Source organism: Pseudomonas sp. PB101 (assembly GCF_009764265.1).
In the GTDB taxonomy this organism is placed as follows: Bacteria; Pseudomonadota; Gammaproteobacteria; order Pseudomonadales; family Pseudomonadaceae; genus Aquipseudomonas.
In genome coordinates this window covers 64,304-86,571 of the sequence record NZ_RWIR01000069.1, presented here as the reverse complement: position 1 = coordinate 86,571, position 22,268 = coordinate 64,304, and the positions used below count along the sequence as shown (strand labels likewise).

Here is a 22,268-nt window from a genome sequence, read left to right as displayed (position 1 = left end):
CGCAGGGATCGCTGCCGGATACTCCTTGCATCACTTATCCACGCAGGGAGTTTCTCCATGAACGTATTCGTTACCGGTGCCGCCGGTTTTATCGGCGGTTCCATCGCCACGGGCCTGGTCCAGGCCGGCCACAACGTCACCGGCCTGGTGCGCAGCGCCGAACAAGCGGATGAGCTGCGGGCACTGGGCATCGCCCCGGTGATCGGCACCCTCGACGACTCCGCCCTGTTAACCGATCAGGCGCTGGCTGCGGACGCGGTGATCAACGCGGCCAGCAGCGATCATCGTGGCGCGGTGGAGGCCTTGCTCGATGCCCTGCGCGGTTCCGGCAAGGTATTCCTGCACACCAGCGGTTCGAGCATCGTTGGTGATGCCTCGGGCGGCAAATCCAGTGATGTCATCTACTTCGAAGACAACCTGCCGCAACCGACCGTCGACAAGGCGGCGCGCGTGGCCATCGACAATCTGATCCTCGCGGCGGCCATGGACGGGGTGAACTCGGCGGTGATCTGCAACACGCTGATCTACGGCCACAGCCTGGGCGTGCATCGTGACAGCGTGCAGCTGCCGCGCCTGCTCAAGCAGGCACGCAAAAGCGGGGTGGTGCGCCATGTCGGTACTGGCCGGAACATCTGGTCCAACGTACACATCGAGGACGTGGTTGCCCTGTACCTGCTGGCGCTGACCCATAACGTGCCGGGCACCTTCTACTTCGTCGAAAGCGGTGAAGCGTCGTTCATCGACATGACCACCGCCATGGCCCAGGCGCTGAACCTGGGCGAACCGCAAGACTGGCCGCTCAAGGACGCCGAAGCCGTGTGGGGCTATGAGATGGCCAACTATGGTTTGGGCTCCAACAGCCGGGTGCGCGGCAAGCATGCGCGGGAATTGCTGGGCTGGGTGCCTAAGCGCACGTCGGTGGTCGAGTGGATTCGCGACGAGATGGTGTGAGTTCGCTTTAGACCGCGTTGCCCCCATCGCGGGCAAGCCCGCTCCCACAGGTTTTGCGTCGTTCGATAATTTTGTGAACGGCAAAATACCTGTGGGAGCGTGGCTTGCCCGCGATGGCGTTTTCAAAGTCCCTGCAACTGGCCGCGCCGCCCCTGATTCCGTAACATCCGCACACTCTTTTCGTCTCTCCCTGTGTGCGGTCCCTCCATGAAAGCAAAACGTCTACGCGCCGATGTCCTGGCCGGACTTACCACTTCCTTCGCCCTGTTACCCGAGTGCATCGCCTTCGCGCTGGTGGCCCACCTCAATCCGCTGATGGGGCTCTATGGCGCCTTCATCATCTGCACCCTGACCGCGCTGTTCGGCGGACGACCGGGGATGGTCTCGGGCGCGGCCGGCTCGATGGCGGTGGTGATCGTTGCGCTGGTGGTGCAACACGGCGTGCAGTACTTGCTGGCCACGGTGTTGCTGGGCGGGCTGATCATGATGGCGTTCGGGCTGCTCAAGCTCGGCAAGCTGGTGCGCATGGTGCCGCACCCGGTGATGCTCGGGTTCGTCAACGGCCTGGCGATCATCATTGCCCTGGCGCAACTGGAACACTTCAAGGACGGTGAGGCCTGGTTGAGCGGCACGCCGCTGTACATGATGCTCGGGCTGGTCGCGGTGACCATGGCCGTTGTCTATGTGCTGCCGCGCCTGACCCGCGCGGTGCCGCCGGCACTGGTGGCGATTCTCGGCGTGGGCCTGGCGGTGTATCTGCTTGGCCTGCCGACCCGCACCCTGGGCGACATGGCGCACATCGCCGGTGGCTTGCCGACGCTGGCGTTGCCGGACATCCCGTGGAACCTGGAGACCCTGCGCATCATCGCGCCCTACGCGATCCTGATGGCGCTGGTCGGCTTGCTGGAAACCCTGTTGACCCTCAACCTCACCGACGAAATCACCGAGAGCCGTGGTTACCCGGATCGCGAGTGCGTGGCGCTGGGGGCGGCGAACGTGGTGTCCGGCGCATTCGGCGGCATGGGCGGCTGCGCCATGATCGGCCAGACCGTGATCAACCTCAGTTCCGGCGGTCGCGGGCGCTTGTCCGGGGTGGTGGCCGGGGTGTCGATCCTGTTGTTCATCCTGTTCCTGTCGCCGCTGATCGAGCGCATTCCGCTGGCGGCACTGGTCGGGGTGATGTTCGTGGTGTCGCAACAGACCTTCGCCTGGGCTTCGCTGCGGGTGCTGAACAAGGTGCCGTTGAACGATGTGCTGGTGATCATTGCGGTGACGGTGATCACCGTGTTCACCGACCTGGCCACCGCAGTGCTCTGCGGGATCATCATCGCGGCGCTGAACTTTGCCTGGCAGCAGGCCCGGCAGCTGTACGCCGACAGTCATCTGGAGAACGACGGCAGCAAGTTGTACCGGGTGCATGGCACGCTGTTTTTTGCTTCGACCACCCCCTTTCTCAATCAGTTCGATCCGGCCAATGACCCGGCGCAGGTGACGCTCGATTGCCGTCACCTGAGCTTCGTCGACTACTCGGCCATCGCCGCGCTGGGCACCTTGCGTGAGCGCTATGCCAAGGCCGGCAAGCACCTGCGGGTGCTGCATTTGTCCGAGCGCTGCAAGAAATTGCTCAAGCGCGCGCGGATTCAGCACGACTGAAGTCAGCCGCTCGATCGTTCCCACGCTGATCGGGGAACGATCTGACAGTCGGCGATGAAAATTCACACGGCCGACTTTCATAATTCGCGACACGGCATACCTCTGTGCGACACGTCTTACCTCTGTACGAAAATTACTTTCACCTCGTTTGAAAATCGCCTGTCGAAATGTTTTAAGAGTTTCACAAATATTTCGACGTGACCCTCTCGAGGAGTACCGCATGACCCTGTCCTTCGGCTATTGGCTGCTGGTGTATGCCGCCATTGCCATCATCGCTCTGATCGTTCTGATCGCTCGCTACCGGCTCAACCCGTTCATTGTCATCACCCTGATTTCGATCGGCCTGGCGCTGGTGGCGGGCATGCCGCCGTCCGGTGTGGTGGGGGCGTACGAGGCCGGGGTCGGCAAGACGCTGGGGCACATCGCACTGGTGGTGGCGCTGGGCACCATGCTCGGCAAAATGATGGCCGAGTCCGGCGGCGCCGAGCAGGTGGCACGGACCATGATCGACCGATTCGGCGAGAAGAACGCGCATTGGGCGATGGTTTGCATCGCGTTCCTGGTGGGGCTGCCGCTGTTCTTCGAAGTCGGTTTCGTCTTGCTGGTGCCGATCGCCTTTACCGTGGCGCGGCGAGTGGGCGTGTCGATCCTGATGGTCGGCTTGCCGATGGTCGCCGGGCTCTCGGTGGTGCATGCGCTGGTGCCGCCGCATCCGGCGGCGATGCTGGCGGTACAGGTGTATCAGGCGTCGGTAGGGCAGACCTTGATGTACGCGATCCTGATCGGCATTCCGACGGCGATCATCGCCGGTCCCCTGTACGCCAAATTCATCGTGCCGCGCATCCAGTTGCCGGCAGAAAACCCGCTGGAGCGCCAGTTCCTCGAACGTGAACCGCGCGAGAGCCTGCCGGGTTTTGGCATCACCATGGCGACCATCCTGTTGCCGGTGGTGCTGATGCTGATCGGCGGCTGGGCCAATCTGATCTCCACGCCGGGCACAGGTTTCAACCAGTTTTTGCTGTTCATCGGCAACTCGGTGATCGCGCTGCTGCTGGCGACCTTGCTGAGCTTCTGGACCCTCGGCCTGGCCCAGGGCTTCAACCGCGAATCGATCCTCAAGTTCACCAACGAATGCCTGGCGCCGACCGCGAGCATCACCTTGCTGGTGGGCGCTGGCGGTGGCTTGAACCGGATTCTGGTGGACGCCGGCGTCACCGACCAGATCGTCGGCCTGGCCCACGAATTTCATCTGTCGCCGCTGTTGATGGGCTGGCTGTTTGCCGCGCTGATGCGCATCGCCACCGGTTCTGCCACTGTGGCCATGACCACCGCTTCAGGCGTGGTCGCGCCAGTGGCCATTGGTCTGGGTTATCCCCATCCGGAACTGTTGGTGCTGGCCACTGGCGCCGGGTCGGTTATCTTTTCCCACGTTAACGACGGCGGTTTCTGGTTGATCAAGGAATATTTCAACATGACCGTTGCCCAAACCTTCAAGACCTGGACCGTGCTCGAGACGTTGATCTCGGTCGTCGCCTTCGGTCTGACCGTGGGTCTTTCTTACCTGATTTAGCCGGAGCCACTTGCATGGACATCCTCTACCAGATCCGCGCCCGTCAGGATTCCTTCAGCGCCGGTGAAGGACGCATCGCCCGCCTGATGCTCGACGATGTAGGCTTTGCCGCCTCCGCCAGCCTTGACGAACTGGCGCTGCGGGCGGAAGTCAGCAGCGCCACGCTGTCGCGGTTCGCCCGTACGGTCGGCTGCAAGGACCTGCGTGACCTGCGCTTGCAACTGGCCCAGGCCAGCGGCGTCGGCAGCCGCTTTCTCGACCCGGCGGGCACGCCCGAGCAGTCGGCGTTCTACGGGCAGATCGTCGGCGATATCGAGACGACCTTGCGCCAGCACCTGGCGGCGTTCGACGAGTCACGTTTCGCCGACGCGGTGAAACTGCTGGGCAAGGCGCGGATGATTCACGCGTTCGGCATGGGCGGCTGCTCGACCCTGTGCAGCGATGAACTGCAAGTGCGCCTGGTGCGCCTCGGCTATCCGATCACGGCGTGCCACGATGCGGTGATGATGCGCGTCACCGCCGCCAGCCTCAGCGCCGAACAGGTGGTGATTGTCTGCTCGCTGACCGGCATTACCCCGGAACTGGTGGAAACGGTGGAGCTGGCGCGCAACTACGGTGCGCGCATCCTCGCCATCACCCGCGCCGATTCGCCGCTGGCGCAACTGGCCGACATCGTCCTGCCGCTGCAAGGCGCGGAAACCTCGTTCATCTACAAACCCACGGCAGCGCGCTACGGCATGCTGCTGGCCATCGATGTGCTCGCCACCGAGCTGGCCCTGGCCAATCCTCAAGACAATCAAGAACGTCTGCGGCGGATCAAACTCGCCCTCGACGAATACCGCGGCGGCGACGATCACTTGCCGCTGGGAGACTGACATGCAGTACGACACGCTGATTCGCAACGCCCTGATCATCGACGGCAGCAACAGCCCCGGATACCCCGCCGACGTGGCCATTCTCAACGGGCGCATCGAGCGTATCGGCGACTTGCGCGATGCCCGCGCCCATGAAGAAATCGACGCACAGGGCCATGTGCTGGCGCCAGGTTTCATCGACGTGCACACCCATGACGACACCGTGGTGATCCGCCAGCCGCAGATGCTGCCCAAGCTCAGCCAGGGCGTGACCACGGTGATCGTCGGCAACTGCGGGATCAGTGCCTCGCCAGTGAGCTTGCGTGGCGATCCGCCGGACCCGATGAACCTGCTCGGCACCGCCGCCGCGTTCGCTTATCCGACATTCAGCGACTACCGCCAGGCCGTCGAAGCGGCGAACACCACGTTGAACGTTGCGGCACTGGTCGGCCATACGGCGCTGCGCAGCAATCATCTGGACGACCTGTTTCGCACCGCCAGCGCCGACGAAATCAGTGCGATGCGCGAGCAACTGCGCGAAAGCCTCGAGGCTGGCGCGCTGGGCCTGTCCACCGGTCTTGCCTATGCCAGCGCCTTTTCGGCATCGACCGAGGAAGTGATGCAGCTGACCGAAGAGCTGACGGCGTTCGGCGCGGTCTACACCACCCATTTGCGCAGCGAATTCGAGCCGGTGTTGGAGGCCATGGACGAGGCGTTCAAGATCGGTCGCCATGCGCAAAGCCCGGTGATCATTTCCCACCTCAAATGTGCCGGCGCCGGTAACTGGGGGCGCAGTCCGCAGCTGTTGGCGTCCCTCGAAGAGGCGGCGAAGACCCACCCGGTGGGGTGCGATTGTTATCCGTATGCGGCGAGCTCCTCGACCCTGGACCTCAAGCAAGTGACCGATGCCCACCGCATCACCATCACCTGGTCGACCCCGCATCCGGAAATGGGCGGCCGCGACCTGATGGACATCGCCGCCGAATGGAATGTGTCGCTGCTGGATGCCGCCCGCCAACTGCAACCGGCCGGTGCGGTGTACTACGGAATGGATGAGGCGGATGTGCGCAGGATTCTTGCGCACCCGCTGTCGATGGTCGGTTCCGACGGCTTGCCGGAAGACCCGTTCCCGCACCCACGCCTGTGGGGCGCATTCCCCCGGGTGCTCGGACATTTCAGCCGCGACGTGGGACTCTTCCCGCTGTACACCGCCGTGCACAAGATGACCGGGCTGTCGGCGGCACGCTTCGGTCTGAAGGGGCGCGGCGAAATCCGCGAAGGGCACTGGGCGGACCTTGTGTTGTTCGATCCGGCGACGGTCCGCGACGTCGCCGATTTCAACGATCCGCAACGGGCGGCGCAAGGCATCGAGGGCGTCTGGGTCAACGGTGTGTTGAGCTACCGCGACGGCCAGGCCAACGGGCGCAGGGAAGGACGGTTCCTGGCCCGGGAAGGGGATTTGCGCACGGGGTTTCAGTGAGTTTCGAAGATTGCGTCAACCCCGGTGGGTCTGGCGGAACTCGCCGGGCGGCATCCCGCGCCGGCTTTTGAAGGTGCGGTGAAACGAGCGGGGTTCGGTGAAACCCAGGTACTGGGCGATGTCCTGGATCGGCAGGGTGCTGTTGAGCAGGTAATGCTCGGCCAGCTCCTGGCGCAGGTCATCGAGGATCTGCTGGTACGACGTACCGGCCTGGTGCAGCTGGCGTTGCAGGGTACGCACTGACACGGCGAGCTGCTCGGCCACCTGCTCCTTGCGTGGCAGGCCTTCCTTGAGCAACTGGCGCAGGATGCTTTTGACCCGCTGCTGCAGCGAGGCGTCCTCCAGTGTGGCCATCAACCCCTGGGCATGTTCTTCCAGGGTGCGCAGCAATTGCGCATCGGCCTGGCGCAGGGGCAACTGCAAATACGGCAACGGCACGATCAGCGCCGAGTAAGGCTGGTCGAACAGTACGGGGCAGTCGAAGAACTGCTCGTACTCTGCCAGCGTCGTGTCGGCCGGGCGGGCATGTTCGAGCCAGACGGCGGCCGGTGACAGTTGCGTGTCGGCGATCCAGCGTGCGTATTGCAGCCAGGAACCGAGCACGTTTTCCACCAGGTGCCGGCGAATGCGCGGGCGTTGATGGCGGCAGGTCCAGATCAGGTGCACCTCGCTGCCTTGCACCTCGGCGCGGCTGACGCCCATGTCGCCCACCAGTTTCTCGAACGGCATGATGCGGCTCATCGCATCGCCCAGCGTCGCGCAGTTCATGGTGATGTAGCCCAGCACGCTCCAGGAGTTGGGCAACACGAAACGCGCGGCATTGAGACCGAACAACGCATCGCCCGAGTGTTCGCAGAAATAATCGAGCAGCCGTTCATGGGCTTCACCCGGCAACCGCAGGCTGTTGTCACTCAACTGCTGTGCCTGCAACCCGGCAGCCGCCAACGCAGGCTCGATGGCCATGCCCAGTTGTTCGGCATGACGCAGGTATTTGAGCAGCGGCGGAACTGAAGTGAAGCCGAGCGATTGCATGATCGTTTCCTTTGATCAAGGCCCGCATGCGCGGATGAATGCGCTGAAAGGTAATTTGAAACCACGGCTAAAGTAAATGGCTGGTGCTTGCGCGACGTTTGACTCAATTGGCTACTCGAACTGGCCGGATGCGACCGTGACACTTTCGGGCGGCTGACTAGTATGGGGGCCTGAAATATCACTGATCAGAACCGCAAAAGGGACACACGCATGCGACGCTGGAACGGCTGGGGAGATGCAACCACGGTGGTCGAGCTGCCGGCCCAGGGCGCGAGTTTTCTCGCGCAACGGGTGGGAGAAGGTCGAGCGCTGCCCGATGCGACGCTTGAAACGGCATTGGCCCGCGTGCCCCCGTCGCGGTTGCAGCAACACTACTTGTACAGCGTGGATGCCCATGATCGTTTGCTGCATGCTCGCGGCCAGAGCCTGCCGGACTGGCTGGCGTTGCGTGAGGGTGCGCTGGGCAATTATCCCGACGCCGTGGCCTATCCCGAGACCGCCGAACAGATTCGCCAGTTGCTGGCGCTCGCCCATGAACAGGACCTGTGCCTGATTCCGTATGGCGGCGGTACTTCGGTGGCCGGTCACATCAACCCACCCAGTTCCGCACGGCCGGTGGTGACGGTTTCCCTGGCCCGGATGAATCGCCTGCTGGACCTCGACGAAGAGAGCCTGCTGGCCACCTTCGGCCCCGGCGCGAGTGGGCCGCAGGTGGAAAGTCAGCTGCGGGCGCGTGGTTACACCCTCGGCCATTTTCCGCAGTCGTGGGAGCTGTCGACCCTGGGCGGTTGGGTCGCCAGTCGCTCCAGTGGCCAGCAGTCGCTGCGCTATGGGCGAATCGAGCAGTTGTTCGCCGGCGGGACCCTGGAAACCTTTGCTGGCCCGTTGGAAATACCGACCTTCCCGGCCTCGGCGGCAGGTCCTGATCTGCGCGAAGTGGTGCTGGGTTGCGAGGGCCGCTTCGGGATCATTTCCGAGGTCAAGGTACGGGTCAGCGCACTGCCTGCCGATGAACGTTTCTACGGCGTTTTTCTGCCCGATTGGCCGCAGGCGCTACGAGCCATCCGCCAGTTGGCCCAGGCGCGCGTGCCGCTGTCGATGCTGCGCCTGTCCAACGCGGTGGAAACCGAAACCCAGTTGGCGCTGGCCGGTCACCCGCAGCAGATCGCCTGGCTGGAAAAGTACCTGGCCCTGCGCGGCGCCGGCGAGGGCAAATGCCTGCTGACGTTCGGCGTGACCGGCAATCGTCGGCAAAATGCGCTGTCCCTGCGTCAGGCCCGGCAGCACCTCAAGGCGTTCGGCGGGGTGTTTACCGGCACCTTGCTCGGCAAGAAGTGGGCGCAGAACCGTTTTCGTTTTCCCTACCTGCGCGAAAACCTGTGGAACGCCGGTTACGTGGTCGACACCCTGGAAACGGCCACCGACTGGAGCAACGTCGATAACCTGCTCACGCTTGTCGAAAACAGCCTGCGCGACGCCTTGGCTGCCGAGGGCGAGCGGGTGCATGTCTTCACCCACCTGTCCCACGTATACGGCGAAGGATCGAGCATCTACACCACCTATGTGTTTCGCCCGGCGGTGGATTACCCCGCCACCCTGGCGCGCTGGCAGGCACTCAAGCAGGCGGCCAGCCAGACGATCGTCGACAACCACGGCACCATCAGTCACCAGCATGGCGTCGGCAAGGACCACGCACCGTTTCTGCGGCGCGAGAAGGGTGCGCTGGCGATGGACACCCTGCAGGCACTGAGTCGGCATTTTGATCCGGCCGGGCGACTGAACCCTGGCACGCTGTTGCAGGAGTGACGGCCATGAGCCTGGACTGGAATGCGGCGTGGCGACAGCAGATGCTGCCGACGCTGGCGGATGAAACCTGGGACCTGATCGTCATCGGCGGCGGCATCAGCGGTGCCGGCATCCTGCGCGAAGCCGCACGCCGAGGCTGGCGCTGCCTGCTGCTGGAGCAGCGCGATTTCGCCTGGGGCACCTCCAGCCGCTCCTCGAAAATGGTCCATGGCGGCTTGCGTTACATCGCCAAGGGCCAGTGGCGCCTGACCCGCGACTCGGTCCGTGAACGCCAGCGCCTGCTCGACGAAGCGCCGGGACTGGTGGAGCCGATGAGCTTCATGATGCCGCATTACCGTGGCGGTTTTCCCGGACCGCGGGTGCTGGGTGGTTTGCTGTCCGTCTATGACGCCTTGGCCGGGCGCCGCAGCCATCACTTCCATGACGCGCAACAACTGCGTTATCTGGCGCCTGGGGTGAAGGAAGATGACCTGCTGGGCGGCACCTGTTTTGTCGATGCGCTGACCGATGATGCGCGTCTGGTGATGCGCGTATTGGGCGAGGCCCGGGCCGACGGCGCCGTGGTGCTCAATGGCGTGCGCGTGCAGCAATTGCTGCGAGAAGAGGGTCGCGTTTGTGGGGTTCAGGTCGAAGACGGCGAGGGCGGTGGATCACTGACATTGCGTTGTGCTGTGCTGGCCGTGGCCACCGGTGCGTGGGCCGAACGCTTGCGCCTGCCCGACGCTCCTCGCCAGTTGCGCCCCTTGCGTGGCAGTCATCTGTTGTTGCCGGGCTGGCGCCTGCCCGTGGCGCAAGCCTTCACCTTCCTGCACGAGCGCGACCGTCGACCGGTGTTCGTGTTCCCCTGGGAGGGCGCCACGGTGGTCGGCACCACGGACCTGGATCATCACGACGATCTGGACCAGAGCGCGAGCATCAGCCCTGAGGAACTCGACTATCTGCTGGCGGCCTGCCGCCAACAGTTTCCCGGCGCTGAAGTGGTCGCGGCCGATGTGCTGTCGACCTGGTCCGGCGTACGCCCGGTGGTGGGCAGCGCTGCGGGTGAACTCAAACCGTCGAATGAAACCCGTGAGCATGTGCTGTGGCAGGAGCCGGGTTGCGTGACCCTGGCCGGCGGCAAGCTGACGACCTTTCGCCCGCAGGCGATCGAAGTGCTCAGGGCCTGCGCGAGCATGCTCGAGCGGCCCTTCGATGATGACGCCGCGCCGGTGTTCGCCGTCGTGCCGCCGCTGGCGATCCCGGGGCTCAGCGCCAGCCGCTGGCGGCGCCTGGCCGGGCGGCATGGCCGTGACCTGCCGAGGCTCGCGCAACTGATCACCGAACTGGGCCATGAAGCCGTCGGCGGTACTGACACCCTGTGGGCGGAACTGGCCGTTGCCTGCGACGCGGAAATGGTCCTGCACCTGGATGACCTGCTGCTGCGCCGAACCCGTCTGGGCCTGTTGTTGCCGCGCGGTGGCGAGGAATATTTCGCTGCCATTCGCCAACTCTGCCAACCGCGACTGGGCTGGGACGATGAGCATTGGCAGCAGGAGATACAGCGTTATCGGGCGTTGTGGCAACGCCATCACGGATTGCCGGATGCCACGCATTGATGCCCATTGAAGAGAGCTCCATGGATAACCACCCGAACAAGCGTTACCTGTTGGCCATCGACAATGGCACCCAGAGCGTGCGCGCGCTGCTCTTCGATCTGCAGGGCAATCTGCTGGGCAAAGGCAAGGTCGAGTTGCAGGCCTATTACTCGACGCAACCCGGCTGGGCCGAGCAGGACCCGGATTATTACTGGGCAAAACTGGGTGAGGCCTGCCAGCAGTTGTGGCAGCAAACCGGCATCGATCGCTCGCAGATTGCCGGTGTATCCCTGACCACCCAGCGCGGCACCGTGATCAACGTCGATGCCCAGGGCAAGGCGCTGCGCCCGGCGATCCTGTGGCTCGATCAACGCCAGGCCGAAGTCGAAGGCGGTATCAAGGGACCGTGGGGCTGGCTGTTCAAACTGGTCGGCGCGCAAGCCACGGTGGACTACTTTCGCGCCCAGGCCGAGGCCAACTGGATTGCCCGCAATCAGCCAGAAGTGTGGGCGGCGACCGACAAGTTTCTGCTGCTCTCGGGGTTTCTCACCCATCGCCTGTGCGGGCGCTTTGTCGACTCCGTGGGCTGCTGCGTCGGTTATCTGCCGTTCGACTTCAAACGCCTGAAATGGGCTGCTCCCGCCGACTGGAAATGGCAGGCGCTGGCGGTACGTCCCGAGCAACTGCCGAGCCTGCACAAGCCCGGCGAAACCCTCGGTCATATCAGCGCCGAGGCCAGCCGCCACACCGGCATTCCCGAGGGGCTGCCGCTGATCGCCGCGGGTGCCGACAAGGCCTGTGAGGTCGTCGGTTCCGGCGTCGTCGACGCAGGCACCGTGTGCCTGTCCTACGGCACCACGGCGACGATCACCAGCACCCGCTCGCGCTACCTGGAAATCGTCCCGCTGATTCCGCCTTACCCGTCCGCGGTGCCGGATCAATTCAACTGCGAGGTGATGATTTATCGCGGCTACTGGATGGTCAGCTGGTTCAAGAACGAGTTCGGCCTGCGCGAGATGCAGCAGGCCAAGGCCCAGGGCGTGGAGCCCGAGCAACTCTTCGATGCGCTGGTCGAGGCCGTGCCGCCGGGCTCCATGGGCTTGATGCTGCAACCCTACTGGTCACCCGGCATCCGCGAGCCGGGCGTGGAAGCCAAGGGCGCGATGATCGGCTTCGGCGACGTGCATACCCGCGCGCACATTTACCGGGCGATCCTCGAAGGGCTGGCCTATGCCTTGCGCCAGGGCATGGAGAAGATCGAAAAGCGTTCGAGGATTTCCGTCACGCGCTTGCGCGTCGCCGGCGGAGGTTCGCAGAGTGATGCCGCGATGCAACTCACGGCGAACATTTTCGGCCTGCCGGCCGAGCGTCCGCATGTCTACGAAGCGTCCGGCCTGGGCGCGGCCATTTGTTGTGCGGTGGGGTTGGGGCTGCACGCGGACTTCCCCACGGCGATGGCCGCGATGACGCGGGTTGGCGCGGTATTCATGCCGCAACCCGAGGCGCAGCAGATCTATGAGCGACTGTACAAAGAGGTCTACCTGCGCATGTACCGACAGCTCAAACCGTTGTATCAAAGCATCCGCAAAATCACCGGTTACCCGGCCTGAAAGAACACCGCAGATCCCCTGTGGGAGCGAGCTTGCTCGCGATGACGGTATATCACTCGGCATCTATCTCGACGGACACGCCGCCATCGCGAGCAAGCTCGCTCCCACAATGATCGGTGGTGATTTCACGCCATCACATGTGGCGCTATCGGAGAACTTTTCTGGTGAGATCGGACAGTGTCAGGGCCCGGGTCGGTTGTTAGGCTCAATCCCCACGGCACATCCAATAAGAACCAGGCAATGAAGCTGAAATTCCTCCTGTTGCTGCTTTGTGCAACGGCCCCGACGGCCTGGGGCTGGTCCAACCATACGGTGGGCAGCTACCTGGCGTTGCAGGACCTGCCGGCCTTGCGTGATGCGCAGCAGGTCGAAGTCGAACCGCTGGAACAGTTTCTCTCGCAGCAATACGAGGCCGTGAGCGCGTTGCTCGACGAGCAGGAGCGCTTCGCCCGCGAACACTTCGCCCAATACCCGCCGCGCCCCGACAACCTGCGATTGCCAGCCGTGCCCGGTGACAATCTGCGCCACGATTTCCTCACCGCGCTGCGGATCAATCCGCAGATTCATCTGGCGATGGTCATCCAGCCGATGCCGGGCAAGGATCTGCCTGAACGTGAACACCTCAAGGCCGAACAGGTCATGGTCGAGCAGACACTCTCACCGTGGAATCGCCAGCGCTTTATCCGTGTGACCGACAACGAAAAAGTCGCACCCCTGGCGGTCCTGGCCAGCGCCGCCGACGAGCCGGATTACGGCCACGACATCAATCTGTTCAGCGACAACCCCGGCGAAGTCGGCGCGCTGTACGGCTTCGGCTCGCAGCCCTTCGGTGACGCGCGGTTCCAGTACAGCTCCCAGGCGCCGTTCCATATGGGCTTCTTCCATGAGAGCTCGGTGGTGTACGCCGCTGCCGGATTTCTCGAGCGCAGCTGGCCCGACTGGCGCGCCTATCAATACATGGGGTTGGCGCGACTGGCCTTTGCCACCGGCCATTCCTACTGGGGTTATCGCTTTCTCGGCTGGGGCCTGCACCACGTCCAGGACCTGACCCAGCCTTATCACGCCAAGCCATTGCCCGGTGTCGATCTCGCCAATCTCCTTCTGCTGGAAGGCAAGGCACTGGCCGGTTTCGCTGCCGACAAGCAGGCGTCCATCGAACGCGTTGCGACCCGGCACATGGAAGTGGAGAAGTATCAGTCGACCTGGCTGCGTCGTTTGCTGCGCGCGGGTCAGCCCCATCCGATGCTCGACGCTTATGCCGACTCGGCACAGGACGCCCATTACCCGCCGTACTCGGTGGACTACCTGCGCGAAGTGGTGAGTGCCGAGTCCGTCGACAATTCCGCTGCATTCGATGAAGCCATCGGCCAGTGGCTGGACGCGGCGCCGGTCAGCAGCGATTTCAGCAGTGGCAATCAGCTGCAGCGCGAAGATTTCGACCATCCGGCACTTAACCGGCAGCTGTTCATGCTGCTGGGACATTTCGGCGCGCACAGCCGGATTTATGCCGGTGCGGGTTTGGCGCCATAACCAATCGGCAAATTTGACCGAACACAAAAACAATAAAACCAGGGAAGGAGGAACAGATCATGAACACTCGAATTCGCCTGTGTGGCGCAGCGCTACCCGGCGTCGGCCTGGCAGGGCTGCTGCAACTGTGCGCGGTCGACGGCGTGCAGGCCAAGGAGTTCAGCGTGCTGGACAACCAGGTCACCGGTTCATTCGACAGTACCTTGTCCTATGGGCGCTTGTGGCGGGTCCAGGGCCGGGACAGGAACAACGACGACGTCAACACCAACGACGGCAATCGCAACTTCGACACCGGGCTGGTTTCCGAGGTGTACAAGATCACTTCGGAGCTCGAAGCCAACTATCAGAACTACGGGATGTTCGTGCGCGGCACGGCGTTCTATGACACCCAACTGATGGACAAGCGCAACGATTACTACAGCAACAACAACCCGTCGCAACCCAGCCAGAGTTACCCCCAGGACGACCACTTCACCAGCCAGACCCGTGACATCGCCGGCAGCCGGGTGGAGATGCTCGACGCCTACCTCTATGGCAACTGGGACGTCGCGCAGATGCCGCTCACGGCGCGTATCGGGCGCCAGGTATTCAACTGGGGCGAGGGGATTTTCTACCGTGGCGGGATCAACACCACCAACCCGGTGGATGCGGCCAAGTACCGTCTGCCCGGGGCCGAAGTCAAGGAAGTGCTGGTACCGGTGGAGGCGCTCAGCTTCAACCTCGGCCTGACCGACACCCTGACCATGGAAAGCTTCTACCAGACCAACTGGAAGGAAACCCGCATCGACCCGGTCGGCACGTTCTACTCGCAGACCGACCTGTTCGCCGACGGCGGCAACACCGCCTACAACAACTTCAGCGGCACCGCCCTGGATACCCCGGTGCCGGGCTTCGGCAACGTGATCGATCTGTACAGCGCGCTGGGCAACAACCCGCTGCTCAACCAGGCCCTGAGCACCACCGGCCTGTACGCCAACGGGGTCACCCCGGCCTTTGGCAACACCGTCAAAGTGGCCACGGTCGGCAAGGATTACAACGCGCGCAACGACGGCCAGTTCGGCTTCGCTTTTCGCTACATCGCAGAAGAACTCAACAGCACCGAGTTCGGCTTGTACATGGTCAACTACCACGCCAAGGAACCGACCATTTCCGCCGACCTTGGCGGCTATCAGGGCATCGACATGAATGCCCTGACCAACCTGCTGGCCGGTGTCGCCGGCAGTCAGGCGGGGCAACTGGCCAACGGGCTGGCGACCATGGATGTGCTGGGCAATATTCAGGCGCACCGGCGTTATGCCGAAGACATCCGCATGTACGGCTTCAGTTTCAACACCACCCTGGGCCAGGCGTCGGTGTTCGGTGAAGTGGCTTATCGGCCGAACCTGCCCATCGGTGTCGCCGCCACCAACGACCTGATCGGCGACCTGGCCAACGGCGCAGCCGCAGCGGCGGCCGGCCAGACCATCAACATCGGCGGGCAGCAGGTCACGCTCGACAGCCAGATCAATAACGCCGAGCGCGTGGAAGCGTTCAACACGTCCCTGGGCACCATCTACAACTTTGGCCCGAGCCTGTCCTTCGACTCGATGTTCGGCGTGTTCGAACTGGCGTCCGAACACCTGCGCGGCAGCAGCCTGCAATACACCGCTTATGACGGCAGCAGCCGTTACTACGCGGGTACCGGCAACTTTTCCTACGTGTCCGGCGGCGAGCGCGGCGACCAGGTCAACCGCAATTCCTACAGCTACACGGCGATGTTCAACGGTACCTGGAACGACGTGTATGCCGGGGTCAACGTCTCGCCCTATGTCGTCTACAAGGATGACTTCGAGGGCAACAGCTATCAGGCGGGCAACATCATCGAGGGCCGCAAGGCCTACACCCTGGGGATCAAGGCCAACTACCAGAACAGGCTGGAGGCCGAGCTGCAATACACGGAGTTCTTTGGCGGCGGACAGGACAACGGCCTGCGTGACCGCGACAACGTCGGCTTCAACCTCAAGTACTTCTTGTGAAAGCTCATTCCCCTGTGGGAGCGGGCTTGCCCGCGATGGCGGCAGCACATTCGACATCCATGTTGACTGATCCACCGCTATCGCGGGCAAGCCCGCTCCCACAAGGACTGGGTGCAGTGCATCTGCCTTTAATTCGGAGAACGATCATGTTTCACACTTCAAGATTGACCAAGACCACGCTGGCGCTACTCCTGAGCCTGACCGCCGGCAGCGTATTCGCCGCGATCACGCCCCAGCAAGCCGAGCAACTGAAAACCACACTGACACCGCTGGGCGCCGAGCGTGCCGGCAATGCGGCCGGGACCATTCCGGCATGGACCGGCGGCATCACCCAGGCGCCGGCGGGCTACAAGCCTGGCCAGCATCACCCGGACCCGTATGCGGCGGACAAGCCGCTGTTCACCATCACCAAGGCCAACCTCGATCAGTACAAGGCCCACCTCAGCCCGGGTCAGGTCGCCCTGTTCAACAGCTACCCCGACACCTTCCAGATGCCGGTCTATCCCTCTCGCCGCTCGGGTTCGGCGCCGCAGTGGCTGTATGACAACACCTTGAAAAACGCGACTTCGGCCAAGCTGCTCGATGGCGGCACCGGGTTTGCCGATGCCTATGGTGGTGTGCCGTTCCCGGTGCCCAAGGACGGGGTCGAGGTGCTGTGGAACCACATCACCCGTTACCGTGGCATCTATGTGGTCCGTCGCGCTTCCGAAGCGCCGGTGCAACGCAACGGCAGCTTCGCGCTGGTGACCTCGCAGCAAGAGGGGCTGTTCAACTATTACCGCCCCGGCGGGCAGTTCGCCGACCTGAAAAACATCCTGTTCTACTACCTGGCGTTCGTGAAGAGCCCGGCCCGGCTGGCGGGCGGTGCGGCGTTGATACACGAGACCCTGGACCAGCTCAAGGACCCGCGCCAGGCCTGGGTCTACGATGCGGGTCAGCGCCGTGTGCGCCGGGCTCCGAACCTCGCGTATGACACCCCGATCGCCTCATCCGACGGCCTGCGCACGGCGGACGACACCGACATGTTCAACGGCTCGCCGGACCGCTACGACTGGAAGCTCAAGGGCAAGCAAGAGGTCTACATTCCCTACAACAATTACAAAGTCGGCAGCCCTGAGGTGAAGTACGAACAGTTGCTCACACCGGGCCACCTCAATCCGCAATACACCCGTTATGAGCTGCACCGGGTCTGGGTGGTCGAAGGCACGCTCAAGCCGGGCGCGCGGCATATCTACTCCAAGCGCGTACTGTTTCTCGACGAGGACAGTTGGGGTGCCGCATTGGTGGATCAATACGACGGGCGAGGGGAGTTGTGGCGCGTGTCGATGGCCTACCTGAAAAACTTCTACGACCTGCCCACCACCTGGAGCGCGCTGGACGTATTCCATGATTTGCAGGCGCGTCGATACTACGTGCAGAACCTGGACAACGAAGAACCGGCCACCGTCGACTTCGCCCAACCGGTGCCGGAAGACGCGTACTTCATGCCGTCGGCATTGCGCCAGCGCGGTACGCGGTGATATCGGCCATTGGGAAGATTGCCGGGGTTTGGTTTACCAGGATGTGCTAGCCTGCAATCAATGATTTCATTGATTGCAGGAGGCATCATGGCCAGCATCACCATTAGAAACCTTGATGAGAAGCTCAAGGAGCAGCTGCGTATCACGGCGGCTCATAACGGACATTCGATGGAAGAGGAGGCTCGCCTGATTCTGGGCCGAGCCTTGGCGACTGTTGATCGCGCCGGAGGACTTGGAAGCAGGATCCGAAACAGGTTCAGCGCTCTCGGAGGCGTCGAGCTTGATCTGCCAGAACGCTCAGAGAAAGCGACGGCGGTGGATTTTTCTGAATGATAGTGCTCGATACCAACGTTCTTTCAGAGTTTATGCGAGTCGAACCTGAAGCCCGGGTGCTTGCCTGGGTTGATGCGCAGCCATCGGTGGATCTGGCAGTCAGTGCGGTAACGGTGGCGGAAATACTCCACGGCATCGCACGCCTGCCTTCCGGCAAGCGCAAACAAAAACTTGAAGCCCATGCCATGGCAATGTTCGAGGAGGACTTTGCCGGACGCATTTTGCCGTTCGATGCTCATGCCGCTGTCGAGTACGCAACGCTGGTAGCAGGTGCTGAAGCCAATGGGCGTGCGGTTTCAATGGCAGATGCGCAAATTGCCGCCATTTGCCGAAGCCATGGGGCTTCCATAGCCACCCGCAATGTTCGAGATTTCGAGGTCAGCGGTGTTGAAGTGATAGATCCCTGGATGAGCTGAGGTTCCCTGTAGGAGCGAGCCCGCTCGCGAAGAACTTGCCAGCGCCGCGATCATTCAGAATGCACGCGTTATCGTTGGCCACCATCGCGAGCAAGCTCGCTCCTACAGGACGAGCCTGCTCGCGATTGGATGGTCGATTCAGCGAGCGCTTAAGGTCACACGCGGAAGTGGCTCACCATCTGCTGCAACTGACCCCCCAGCCGCGCCAGCTCAACGCTGGACTTGGCGGTCTCATCGCTCGCCGCAGCGGTCTGTTCCGACACATCGCGCACGTTGATGATGCTGCGGCTGATCTCTTCGGCCACGGCGCTTTGCTGTTCGGCTGCGGCGGCGATCTGCTGGTTCATCGACTGGATGTTGGACACCGTGCGGGTGATGCTCTCCAGTGACTCGCCGGCCTTGCGGGTCAGGGCCACGCTGCTGTCGGTGAGGACGCGGCTGTTGTTCATCACCGCCGACACTTGTTGCGTGCCGTTCTGCAGGCCAGCCACCAAGCCTTCGATTTCCTCGGTGGATTTCTGTGTGCGCTGGGCCAGGCCGCGGACCTCGTCGGCGACCACGGCAAAACCACGACCGGCTTCACCGGCGCGGGCCGCTTCGATGGCGGCGTTGAGCGCCAGCAGGTTGGTCTGCTCGGCCACGGCCTTGATCACGTCCATGACGCTGCCGATCTTGTCGCTTTCCTGTTGCAGCACGCTCATGGCTTCGGTGGAGCGCACCACTTCGCTGGCCAGGCGCTCGATCTGGGCGATGGCTTCGTTGACCACTTTGTCGCCTTCACGGGCTTCGCCGTCCGCCGCCGCCGCGGCTTGCGAGGCTTCTTCGGCGTTGCGCGCGACTTCCTGCACCGTGGCGGTCATCTCGTGCATGGCGGTCGCGACCTGATCGGTTTCGACTTTCTGGCTGTTGACCCCGGCGCTGGTCTGTTCGGTCACAGCCGACAGTTCTTCGGCGGCGCTGGCGATCTGGGTCACGCCATCGCGGATGCCGCTGATCAAATCGCGCAGGGTCACGCCCATGCGCGCGATGCCTTGCTGCAATACGCCGATTTCGTCACGACGAGTGACCAGCACATTGTGGGACAGGTCGCCGCTGGCGATGCGATCGACCACCGCCAGGGTTTCGCGCAACGGGCGGGTGATCTGGCGCGTGATGACCACGGCGGCAATGATGCCCACCAGCAGTGCCAGCAGGGTGCTGATCAGCTGCAGGGTGCGCGCGCGGGCGCTTTCGGCGTCGCGGCGGTCGAGCTGGATCTGGTACAGCTGATCGCTCTGGGACACGATGGCGGCGCCCTGGTCGGTCATTTCCTTGCGCGCTTGCACCGCGTCATTGCTGGCGGCCTTGTAGGCCTGCAAGGCGCTGCGGTAGTTACCCAGTGCGGTTTCCAGTTGGCGCAGGGCATCTTGCTGGGAGTCGGCGAATTGCGCGTTCAGCGGTTTCAGGCTGGCGATGGCAGCGTCCAGTTGACCGACGGCTTTCTGCTCGGTTTCGGCATTGGTGGTGGCGGTGTAGCCGCGCACTTCGTAGCGAGCGAGCAGGAACGCTTCCTTGGCTGCGGTGATGGCCTGGAACTGTTCGAAGCGCTGGTCGCTCAGCGGCATTTGCTGCACGCGGGTGTTGATGTCGTTGATCAGCGTGTTGGCGGTTTCGGCGTTGGCACTCATGGCGTCGCGGGCGCTGTTGCCGGCGCGATAAGCGTTGCGCATCTTGCCCAGGGACGTCTTGTAGGCGTCGATGACGGTGCCTTGCTCGCGCAGCAGCTTGAGGTTTTCCGGGCTCTTGAACTTCACCAGCAGGGCCTGCTGCTGGGCCGAGAAGGCGTCGAGGGTGGTCTGCACGCTCTGCGCGGCGGTTTCGTCGCCGTTGGTCAGCATGTATTGCAGGCGAACCACGCGCAGCTTGGTCAGGCCGGCGTTGAGCTGGGTGATGTCGCTCATCCAGTTGCTGCGGTCGATCAGCCCGCCCAGGCTGGTCCAGCCGGTCAGGGCGAGGACGCAGGTCAGTGCCAGGACCAGGCCAAACCCCAGGCCCAGTTTCATGTTCACGCTGATGTTGCCGAACCAGCTATTCATCAAATTCCTCCAGGAACGTAGTGCTTCTTTGTCGTCGGTTGGCTGGAAGATTGTTTTTTTTGGGGGCCGCCAAGCTGTGTAAGCAGGATGTATCGGCAGCAATCCCTGGAGCTGAAAGGATTTTTCCCAATGGATTCTGTAACAAAGTTTTTACAGTGCTTTTAAGCTTTTTTTCACATGGGTTTCACCGGCCACCGACGCACGCTTGCTTAACCTCTCGGGATCTAATGAGGTGGCGTGTGCCGGTGAGGCGGCTTGATGTGGAACTGAGACTGAGTCTGTTCGGGATAAAACGCTCGATCGATCTGAGCCGCTTTGCCCGCTATCGCAACGCGGCGGTGGTGTTGGCTTCGGCGTTGCTGGTGATCCCGCTGACCGTGTTTCTGCTGCGTCCCGCCGCCGTGGCGGACCTGGCTCATGGCAATGTGAGCGGTGCGCAGGCATTGATGAGCGGGTGGGCCAAGGGCGACTTGATCGTATTGGTGCGCCACGTCGAACGCTGCGATCACTCTTCGGCTGCCTGCCTGATCGGCAACGATGGCATTACCGACCGATCCCGCAGTGTTGCGACAAATGTCGGGGCGCATTTCCAGAACCTGGGCCTGGGCAAGACCGATATCTACAACAGCCCGATCCTGCGCACGGCGCAGACCGCCGCCTTCATGTTCAACAAGGCCGGCACGGGCGAGGACTGGTTGATCAGTTGCAAGGGCACCATGCTGCGCGACGCGCTGGCGCACAAGGTGGCCGGGCGCAACCTGATTCTGGTGACCCACAGCGAATGCATGGCGCAGCTGGAAAAAGACCTCCAATTGCCGACTTCGACCCTGGGTTACGGGGCCTCTCTGTTTATCTCCGCCGAAACGCCGAACACTGCGCGCATGCTTGGTTTTATCGAAGCATCGGATTGGCCCACGGTGACGACTCGTTGAACTCCACCCTCCCTTTGAATCAGGACTGAGCATGCAGACCGCTTCGCGCTACCGCTTTTATGCGGTGAATTTTGGTATCCCGCTGGCCTGCGCGCTCGCGGTGTTCCTGATGTTCGACATGACCCGTATCGACATCGCCTTCAACAATTACTTTTTTGATCCGGTGACGCAGACGTACCCGCTGGACCAGGTCCATCTGTTTGAAAAAATCACCCACAAATGGGCGCGGATCATTCCGAACTGGACAGGCGAAATTGCGATTATCGGTGCCTTGCTGTCGTTTCTCTGGCCGTGCCTGAAGGCTGAAAAACACGCGAAAATCATCGCCTTCCTGGAAAAAATCAAAGTCGCGCCGGTGCTGCGCTTTGCCGCACGGCACCGTCGGGATTTTCTCTACGTGGTGTTCGCGTTTTCCATCAGCACCGGTGTCATTCACTACCTCAAGGGCCACACCAGCGTGTACTGCCCGATCGAGACGACCCTGTACGGCGGCAAGATGCAGCACGTCGAATGGTACGATAATTTCAAACTGCTCAAGACCGCCGGTGACGGCCGCTGCTGGCCGGGCGGACATGCCTCGGGCGGTTTCACCATGCTGGCGCTGTACTTCGTGGCCCGGCGCTATCGCTGGCGCTATTCGAAAGCGATCCTGTACGGCTCGTTGACCCTGGGTTTCATCTACGGCACAACGCGGGTGCTTCAGGGCTGGCACTACATGTCCCACACCTTCTGGGCCGGGATCTTTGTGTGGCTGGCGTGCTTGCTGACGGCGCTGGCGTTCTACGGGCGAGCGAGGCTGGAGCAGCCGGTGTTGAAGGCATCTGAAAAACCGCTATTGGCGTCCGGGCCCCTGCCCGTGAACTGATCCGGCACAGGAACCGAAAACCATCCTGTAGGAGCCGGCTTGCCGGCGATGG

The 22,268-nt window shown here is 62.8% G+C and carries 17 protein-coding genes and 1 pseudogene; 15 read left to right on the top strand and 3 right to left on the bottom strand.

All coding sequences use genetic code 11. The features are described from left to right. Positions 1 to 57: 57 nt before the first annotated feature. The 5 genes from EI969_RS21400 (at position 58) to EI969_RS21380 (ending at position 6,508) form a co-directional block, all read left to right on the top strand. Positions 58 to 951: an NAD-dependent epimerase/dehydratase family protein gene (locus tag EI969_RS21400; RefSeq protein ID WP_160389521.1), complete on the top strand. Its 894-nt coding sequence runs from the start codon at positions 58 to 60 to the stop codon at positions 949 to 951. A 207-nt stretch (positions 952 to 1,158) separates the two neighbouring features. Further along, positions 1,159 to 2,604: a SulP family inorganic anion transporter gene (locus tag EI969_RS21395; protein ID WP_160389520.1), complete on the top strand. Its 1,446-nt coding sequence runs from the start codon at positions 1,159 to 1,161 to the stop codon at positions 2,602 to 2,604. A gap of 220 nt (positions 2,605 to 2,824) precedes the next feature. Further along, complete coding sequence (locus EI969_RS21390) at positions 2,825 to 4,174, top strand: gluconate:H+ symporter (protein ID WP_160389519.1); 1,350 nt, start codon at positions 2,825 to 2,827, stop codon at positions 4,172 to 4,174. Positions 4,175 to 4,188: 14 nt separating this feature from the next. Next, a complete protein-coding gene (locus EI969_RS21385) occupies positions 4,189 to 5,049 on the top strand; it encodes a MurR/RpiR family transcriptional regulator (RefSeq protein ID WP_160389518.1) in 861 nt (286 codons plus the stop codon). 1 nt (position 5,050) lies between these two features. After that, a complete protein-coding gene (locus EI969_RS21380; RefSeq protein ID WP_160389517.1) occupies positions 5,051 to 6,508 on the top strand; it encodes an amidohydrolase family protein in 1,458 nt (485 codons plus the stop codon). A gap of 15 nt (positions 6,509 to 6,523) precedes the next feature. On the opposite strand, the gene EI969_RS21375 is transcribed toward EI969_RS21380, so the two are convergent. Continuing rightward, the gene (locus EI969_RS21375; protein WP_160389516.1) at positions 6,524 to 7,540 is read right to left on the bottom strand and encodes an AraC family transcriptional regulator; all 1,017 of its coding nucleotides are present in this window, start codon (positions 7,538 to 7,540) and stop codon (positions 6,524 to 6,526) included. A 210-nt stretch (positions 7,541 to 7,750) separates the two neighbouring features. On the opposite strand from EI969_RS21375, the gene EI969_RS21370 reads away from it, so the two are divergent. The 8 genes from EI969_RS21370 (at position 7,751) to EI969_RS21335 (ending at position 18,344) form a co-directional block, all read left to right on the top strand. Next, positions 7,751 to 9,346 (top strand): FAD-binding oxidoreductase, encoded by a 1,596-nt coding sequence (locus tag EI969_RS21370; RefSeq protein ID WP_160389515.1) that lies wholly within the window; start codon positions 7,751 to 7,753, stop codon positions 9,344 to 9,346. Between the two features lie 5 nt (positions 9,347 to 9,351). Beyond that, a complete protein-coding gene (locus EI969_RS21365; protein WP_160389514.1) occupies positions 9,352 to 10,941 on the top strand; it encodes a glycerol-3-phosphate dehydrogenase/oxidase in 1,590 nt (529 codons plus the stop codon). A 20-nt stretch (positions 10,942 to 10,961) separates the two neighbouring features. Beyond that, a complete protein-coding gene (locus tag EI969_RS21360) occupies positions 10,962 to 12,530 on the top strand; it encodes an FGGY-family carbohydrate kinase (protein WP_160389513.1) in 1,569 nt (522 codons plus the stop codon). 240 nt (positions 12,531 to 12,770) lie between these two features. Then, complete coding sequence (locus EI969_RS21355; protein ID WP_160389512.1) at positions 12,771 to 14,060, top strand: phospholipase; 1,290 nt, start codon at positions 12,771 to 12,773, stop codon at positions 14,058 to 14,060. Between the two features lie 59 nt (positions 14,061 to 14,119). Beyond that, a complete protein-coding gene (locus EI969_RS21350) occupies positions 14,120 to 16,075 on the top strand; it encodes a DUF1302 domain-containing protein (protein WP_178120770.1) in 1,956 nt (651 codons plus the stop codon). 146 nt (positions 16,076 to 16,221) lie between these two features. Continuing rightward, positions 16,222 to 17,595, top strand: a complete 1,374-nt coding sequence (locus EI969_RS21345) for a DUF1329 domain-containing protein (RefSeq protein ID WP_160389511.1) — start codon at positions 16,222 to 16,224, stop codon at positions 17,593 to 17,595. A gap of 87 nt (positions 17,596 to 17,682) precedes the next feature. Next, on the top strand, positions 17,683 to 17,928 hold the full coding sequence (locus EI969_RS21340) for a plasmid stabilization protein (protein ID WP_046038645.1): 246 nt from the start codon (positions 17,683 to 17,685) through the stop codon (positions 17,926 to 17,928). Continuing rightward, positions 17,925 to 18,344 carry a type II toxin-antitoxin system VapC family toxin gene (locus EI969_RS21335; protein ID WP_160389510.1) on the top strand — a complete coding sequence of 140 codons (420 nt, stop codon included), beginning with the start codon at positions 17,925 to 17,927 and terminating at the stop codon, positions 18,342 to 18,344. The genes EI969_RS21340 and EI969_RS21335 overlap by 4 nt, the downstream gene beginning before the upstream one ends. Before the next feature lie 155 nt (positions 18,345 to 18,499). On the opposite strand, the gene EI969_RS31055 is transcribed toward EI969_RS21335, so the two are convergent. Together EI969_RS31055 and EI969_RS31050 are read right to left on the bottom strand one after the other, a co-directional pair. Then, positions 18,500 to 19,204, bottom strand: coding sequence for a methyl-accepting chemotaxis protein (locus EI969_RS31055; protein WP_371319542.1), 705 nt, complete (start codon positions 19,202 to 19,204; stop codon positions 18,500 to 18,502). A gap of 201 nt (positions 19,205 to 19,405) precedes the next feature. Then, positions 19,406 to 20,284 (bottom strand): annotated as a pseudogene (locus EI969_RS31050) (methyl-accepting chemotaxis protein); the annotation flags it as partial. Positions 20,285 to 20,679: 395 nt separating this feature from the next. On the opposite strand from EI969_RS31050, the gene EI969_RS21325 reads away from it, so the two are divergent. Next, positions 20,680 to 21,351: a histidine phosphatase family protein gene (locus EI969_RS21325; RefSeq protein ID WP_160389508.1), complete on the top strand. Its 672-nt coding sequence runs from the start codon at positions 20,680 to 20,682 to the stop codon at positions 21,349 to 21,351. Between the two features lie 31 nt (positions 21,352 to 21,382). Continuing rightward, entirely contained in the window at positions 21,383 to 22,216 is an 834-nt protein-coding gene (locus EI969_RS21320) for a phosphatase PAP2 family protein (RefSeq protein ID WP_160389507.1), read from the top strand. The last annotated feature ends 52 nt before the right edge of the window (positions 22,217 to 22,268 follow it).

Excerpts from the sequence above, each read along its gene's own strand:
- EI969_RS21400 (WP_160389521.1), top strand. The coding sequence starts at position 58 with ATGAACGTATTCGTTACCGGTGCCGCCGGTTTTATCGGCGGTTCCATC.
- EI969_RS21395 (WP_160389520.1), top strand. The coding sequence starts at position 1,159 with ATGAAAGCAAAACGTCTACGCGCCGATGTCCTGGCCGGACTTACCACT.
- EI969_RS21390 (WP_160389519.1), top strand. The coding sequence starts at position 2,825 with ATGACCCTGTCCTTCGGCTATTGGCTGCTGGTGTATGCCGCCATTGCC.
- EI969_RS21385 (WP_160389518.1), top strand. The coding sequence starts at position 4,189 with ATGGACATCCTCTACCAGATCCGCGCCCGTCAGGATTCCTTCAGCGCC.
- EI969_RS21380 (WP_160389517.1), top strand. The coding sequence starts at position 5,051 with ATGCAGTACGACACGCTGATTCGCAACGCCCTGATCATCGACGGCAGC.
- EI969_RS21375 (WP_160389516.1), bottom strand. The coding sequence starts at position 7,540 with ATGCAATCGCTCGGCTTCACTTCAGTTCCGCCGCTGCTCAAATACCTG.
- EI969_RS21370 (WP_160389515.1), top strand. The coding sequence starts at position 7,751 with ATGCGACGCTGGAACGGCTGGGGAGATGCAACCACGGTGGTCGAGCTG.
- EI969_RS21365 (WP_160389514.1), top strand. The coding sequence starts at position 9,352 with ATGAGCCTGGACTGGAATGCGGCGTGGCGACAGCAGATGCTGCCGACG.
- EI969_RS21360 (WP_160389513.1), top strand. The coding sequence starts at position 10,962 with ATGGATAACCACCCGAACAAGCGTTACCTGTTGGCCATCGACAATGGC.
- EI969_RS21355 (WP_160389512.1), top strand. The coding sequence starts at position 12,771 with ATGAAGCTGAAATTCCTCCTGTTGCTGCTTTGTGCAACGGCCCCGACG.
- EI969_RS21350 (WP_178120770.1), top strand. The coding sequence starts at position 14,120 with ATGAACACTCGAATTCGCCTGTGTGGCGCAGCGCTACCCGGCGTCGGC.
- EI969_RS21345 (WP_160389511.1), top strand. The coding sequence starts at position 16,222 with ATGTTTCACACTTCAAGATTGACCAAGACCACGCTGGCGCTACTCCTG.
- EI969_RS21340 (WP_046038645.1), top strand. The coding sequence starts at position 17,683 with ATGGCCAGCATCACCATTAGAAACCTTGATGAGAAGCTCAAGGAGCAG.
- EI969_RS21335 (WP_160389510.1), top strand. The coding sequence starts at position 17,925 with ATGATAGTGCTCGATACCAACGTTCTTTCAGAGTTTATGCGAGTCGAA.
- EI969_RS31055 (WP_371319542.1), bottom strand. The coding sequence starts at position 19,204 with ATGACCGCCACGGTGCAGGAAGTCGCGCGCAACGCCGAAGAAGCCTCG.
- EI969_RS21320 (WP_160389507.1), top strand. The coding sequence starts at position 21,383 with ATGCAGACCGCTTCGCGCTACCGCTTTTATGCGGTGAATTTTGGTATC.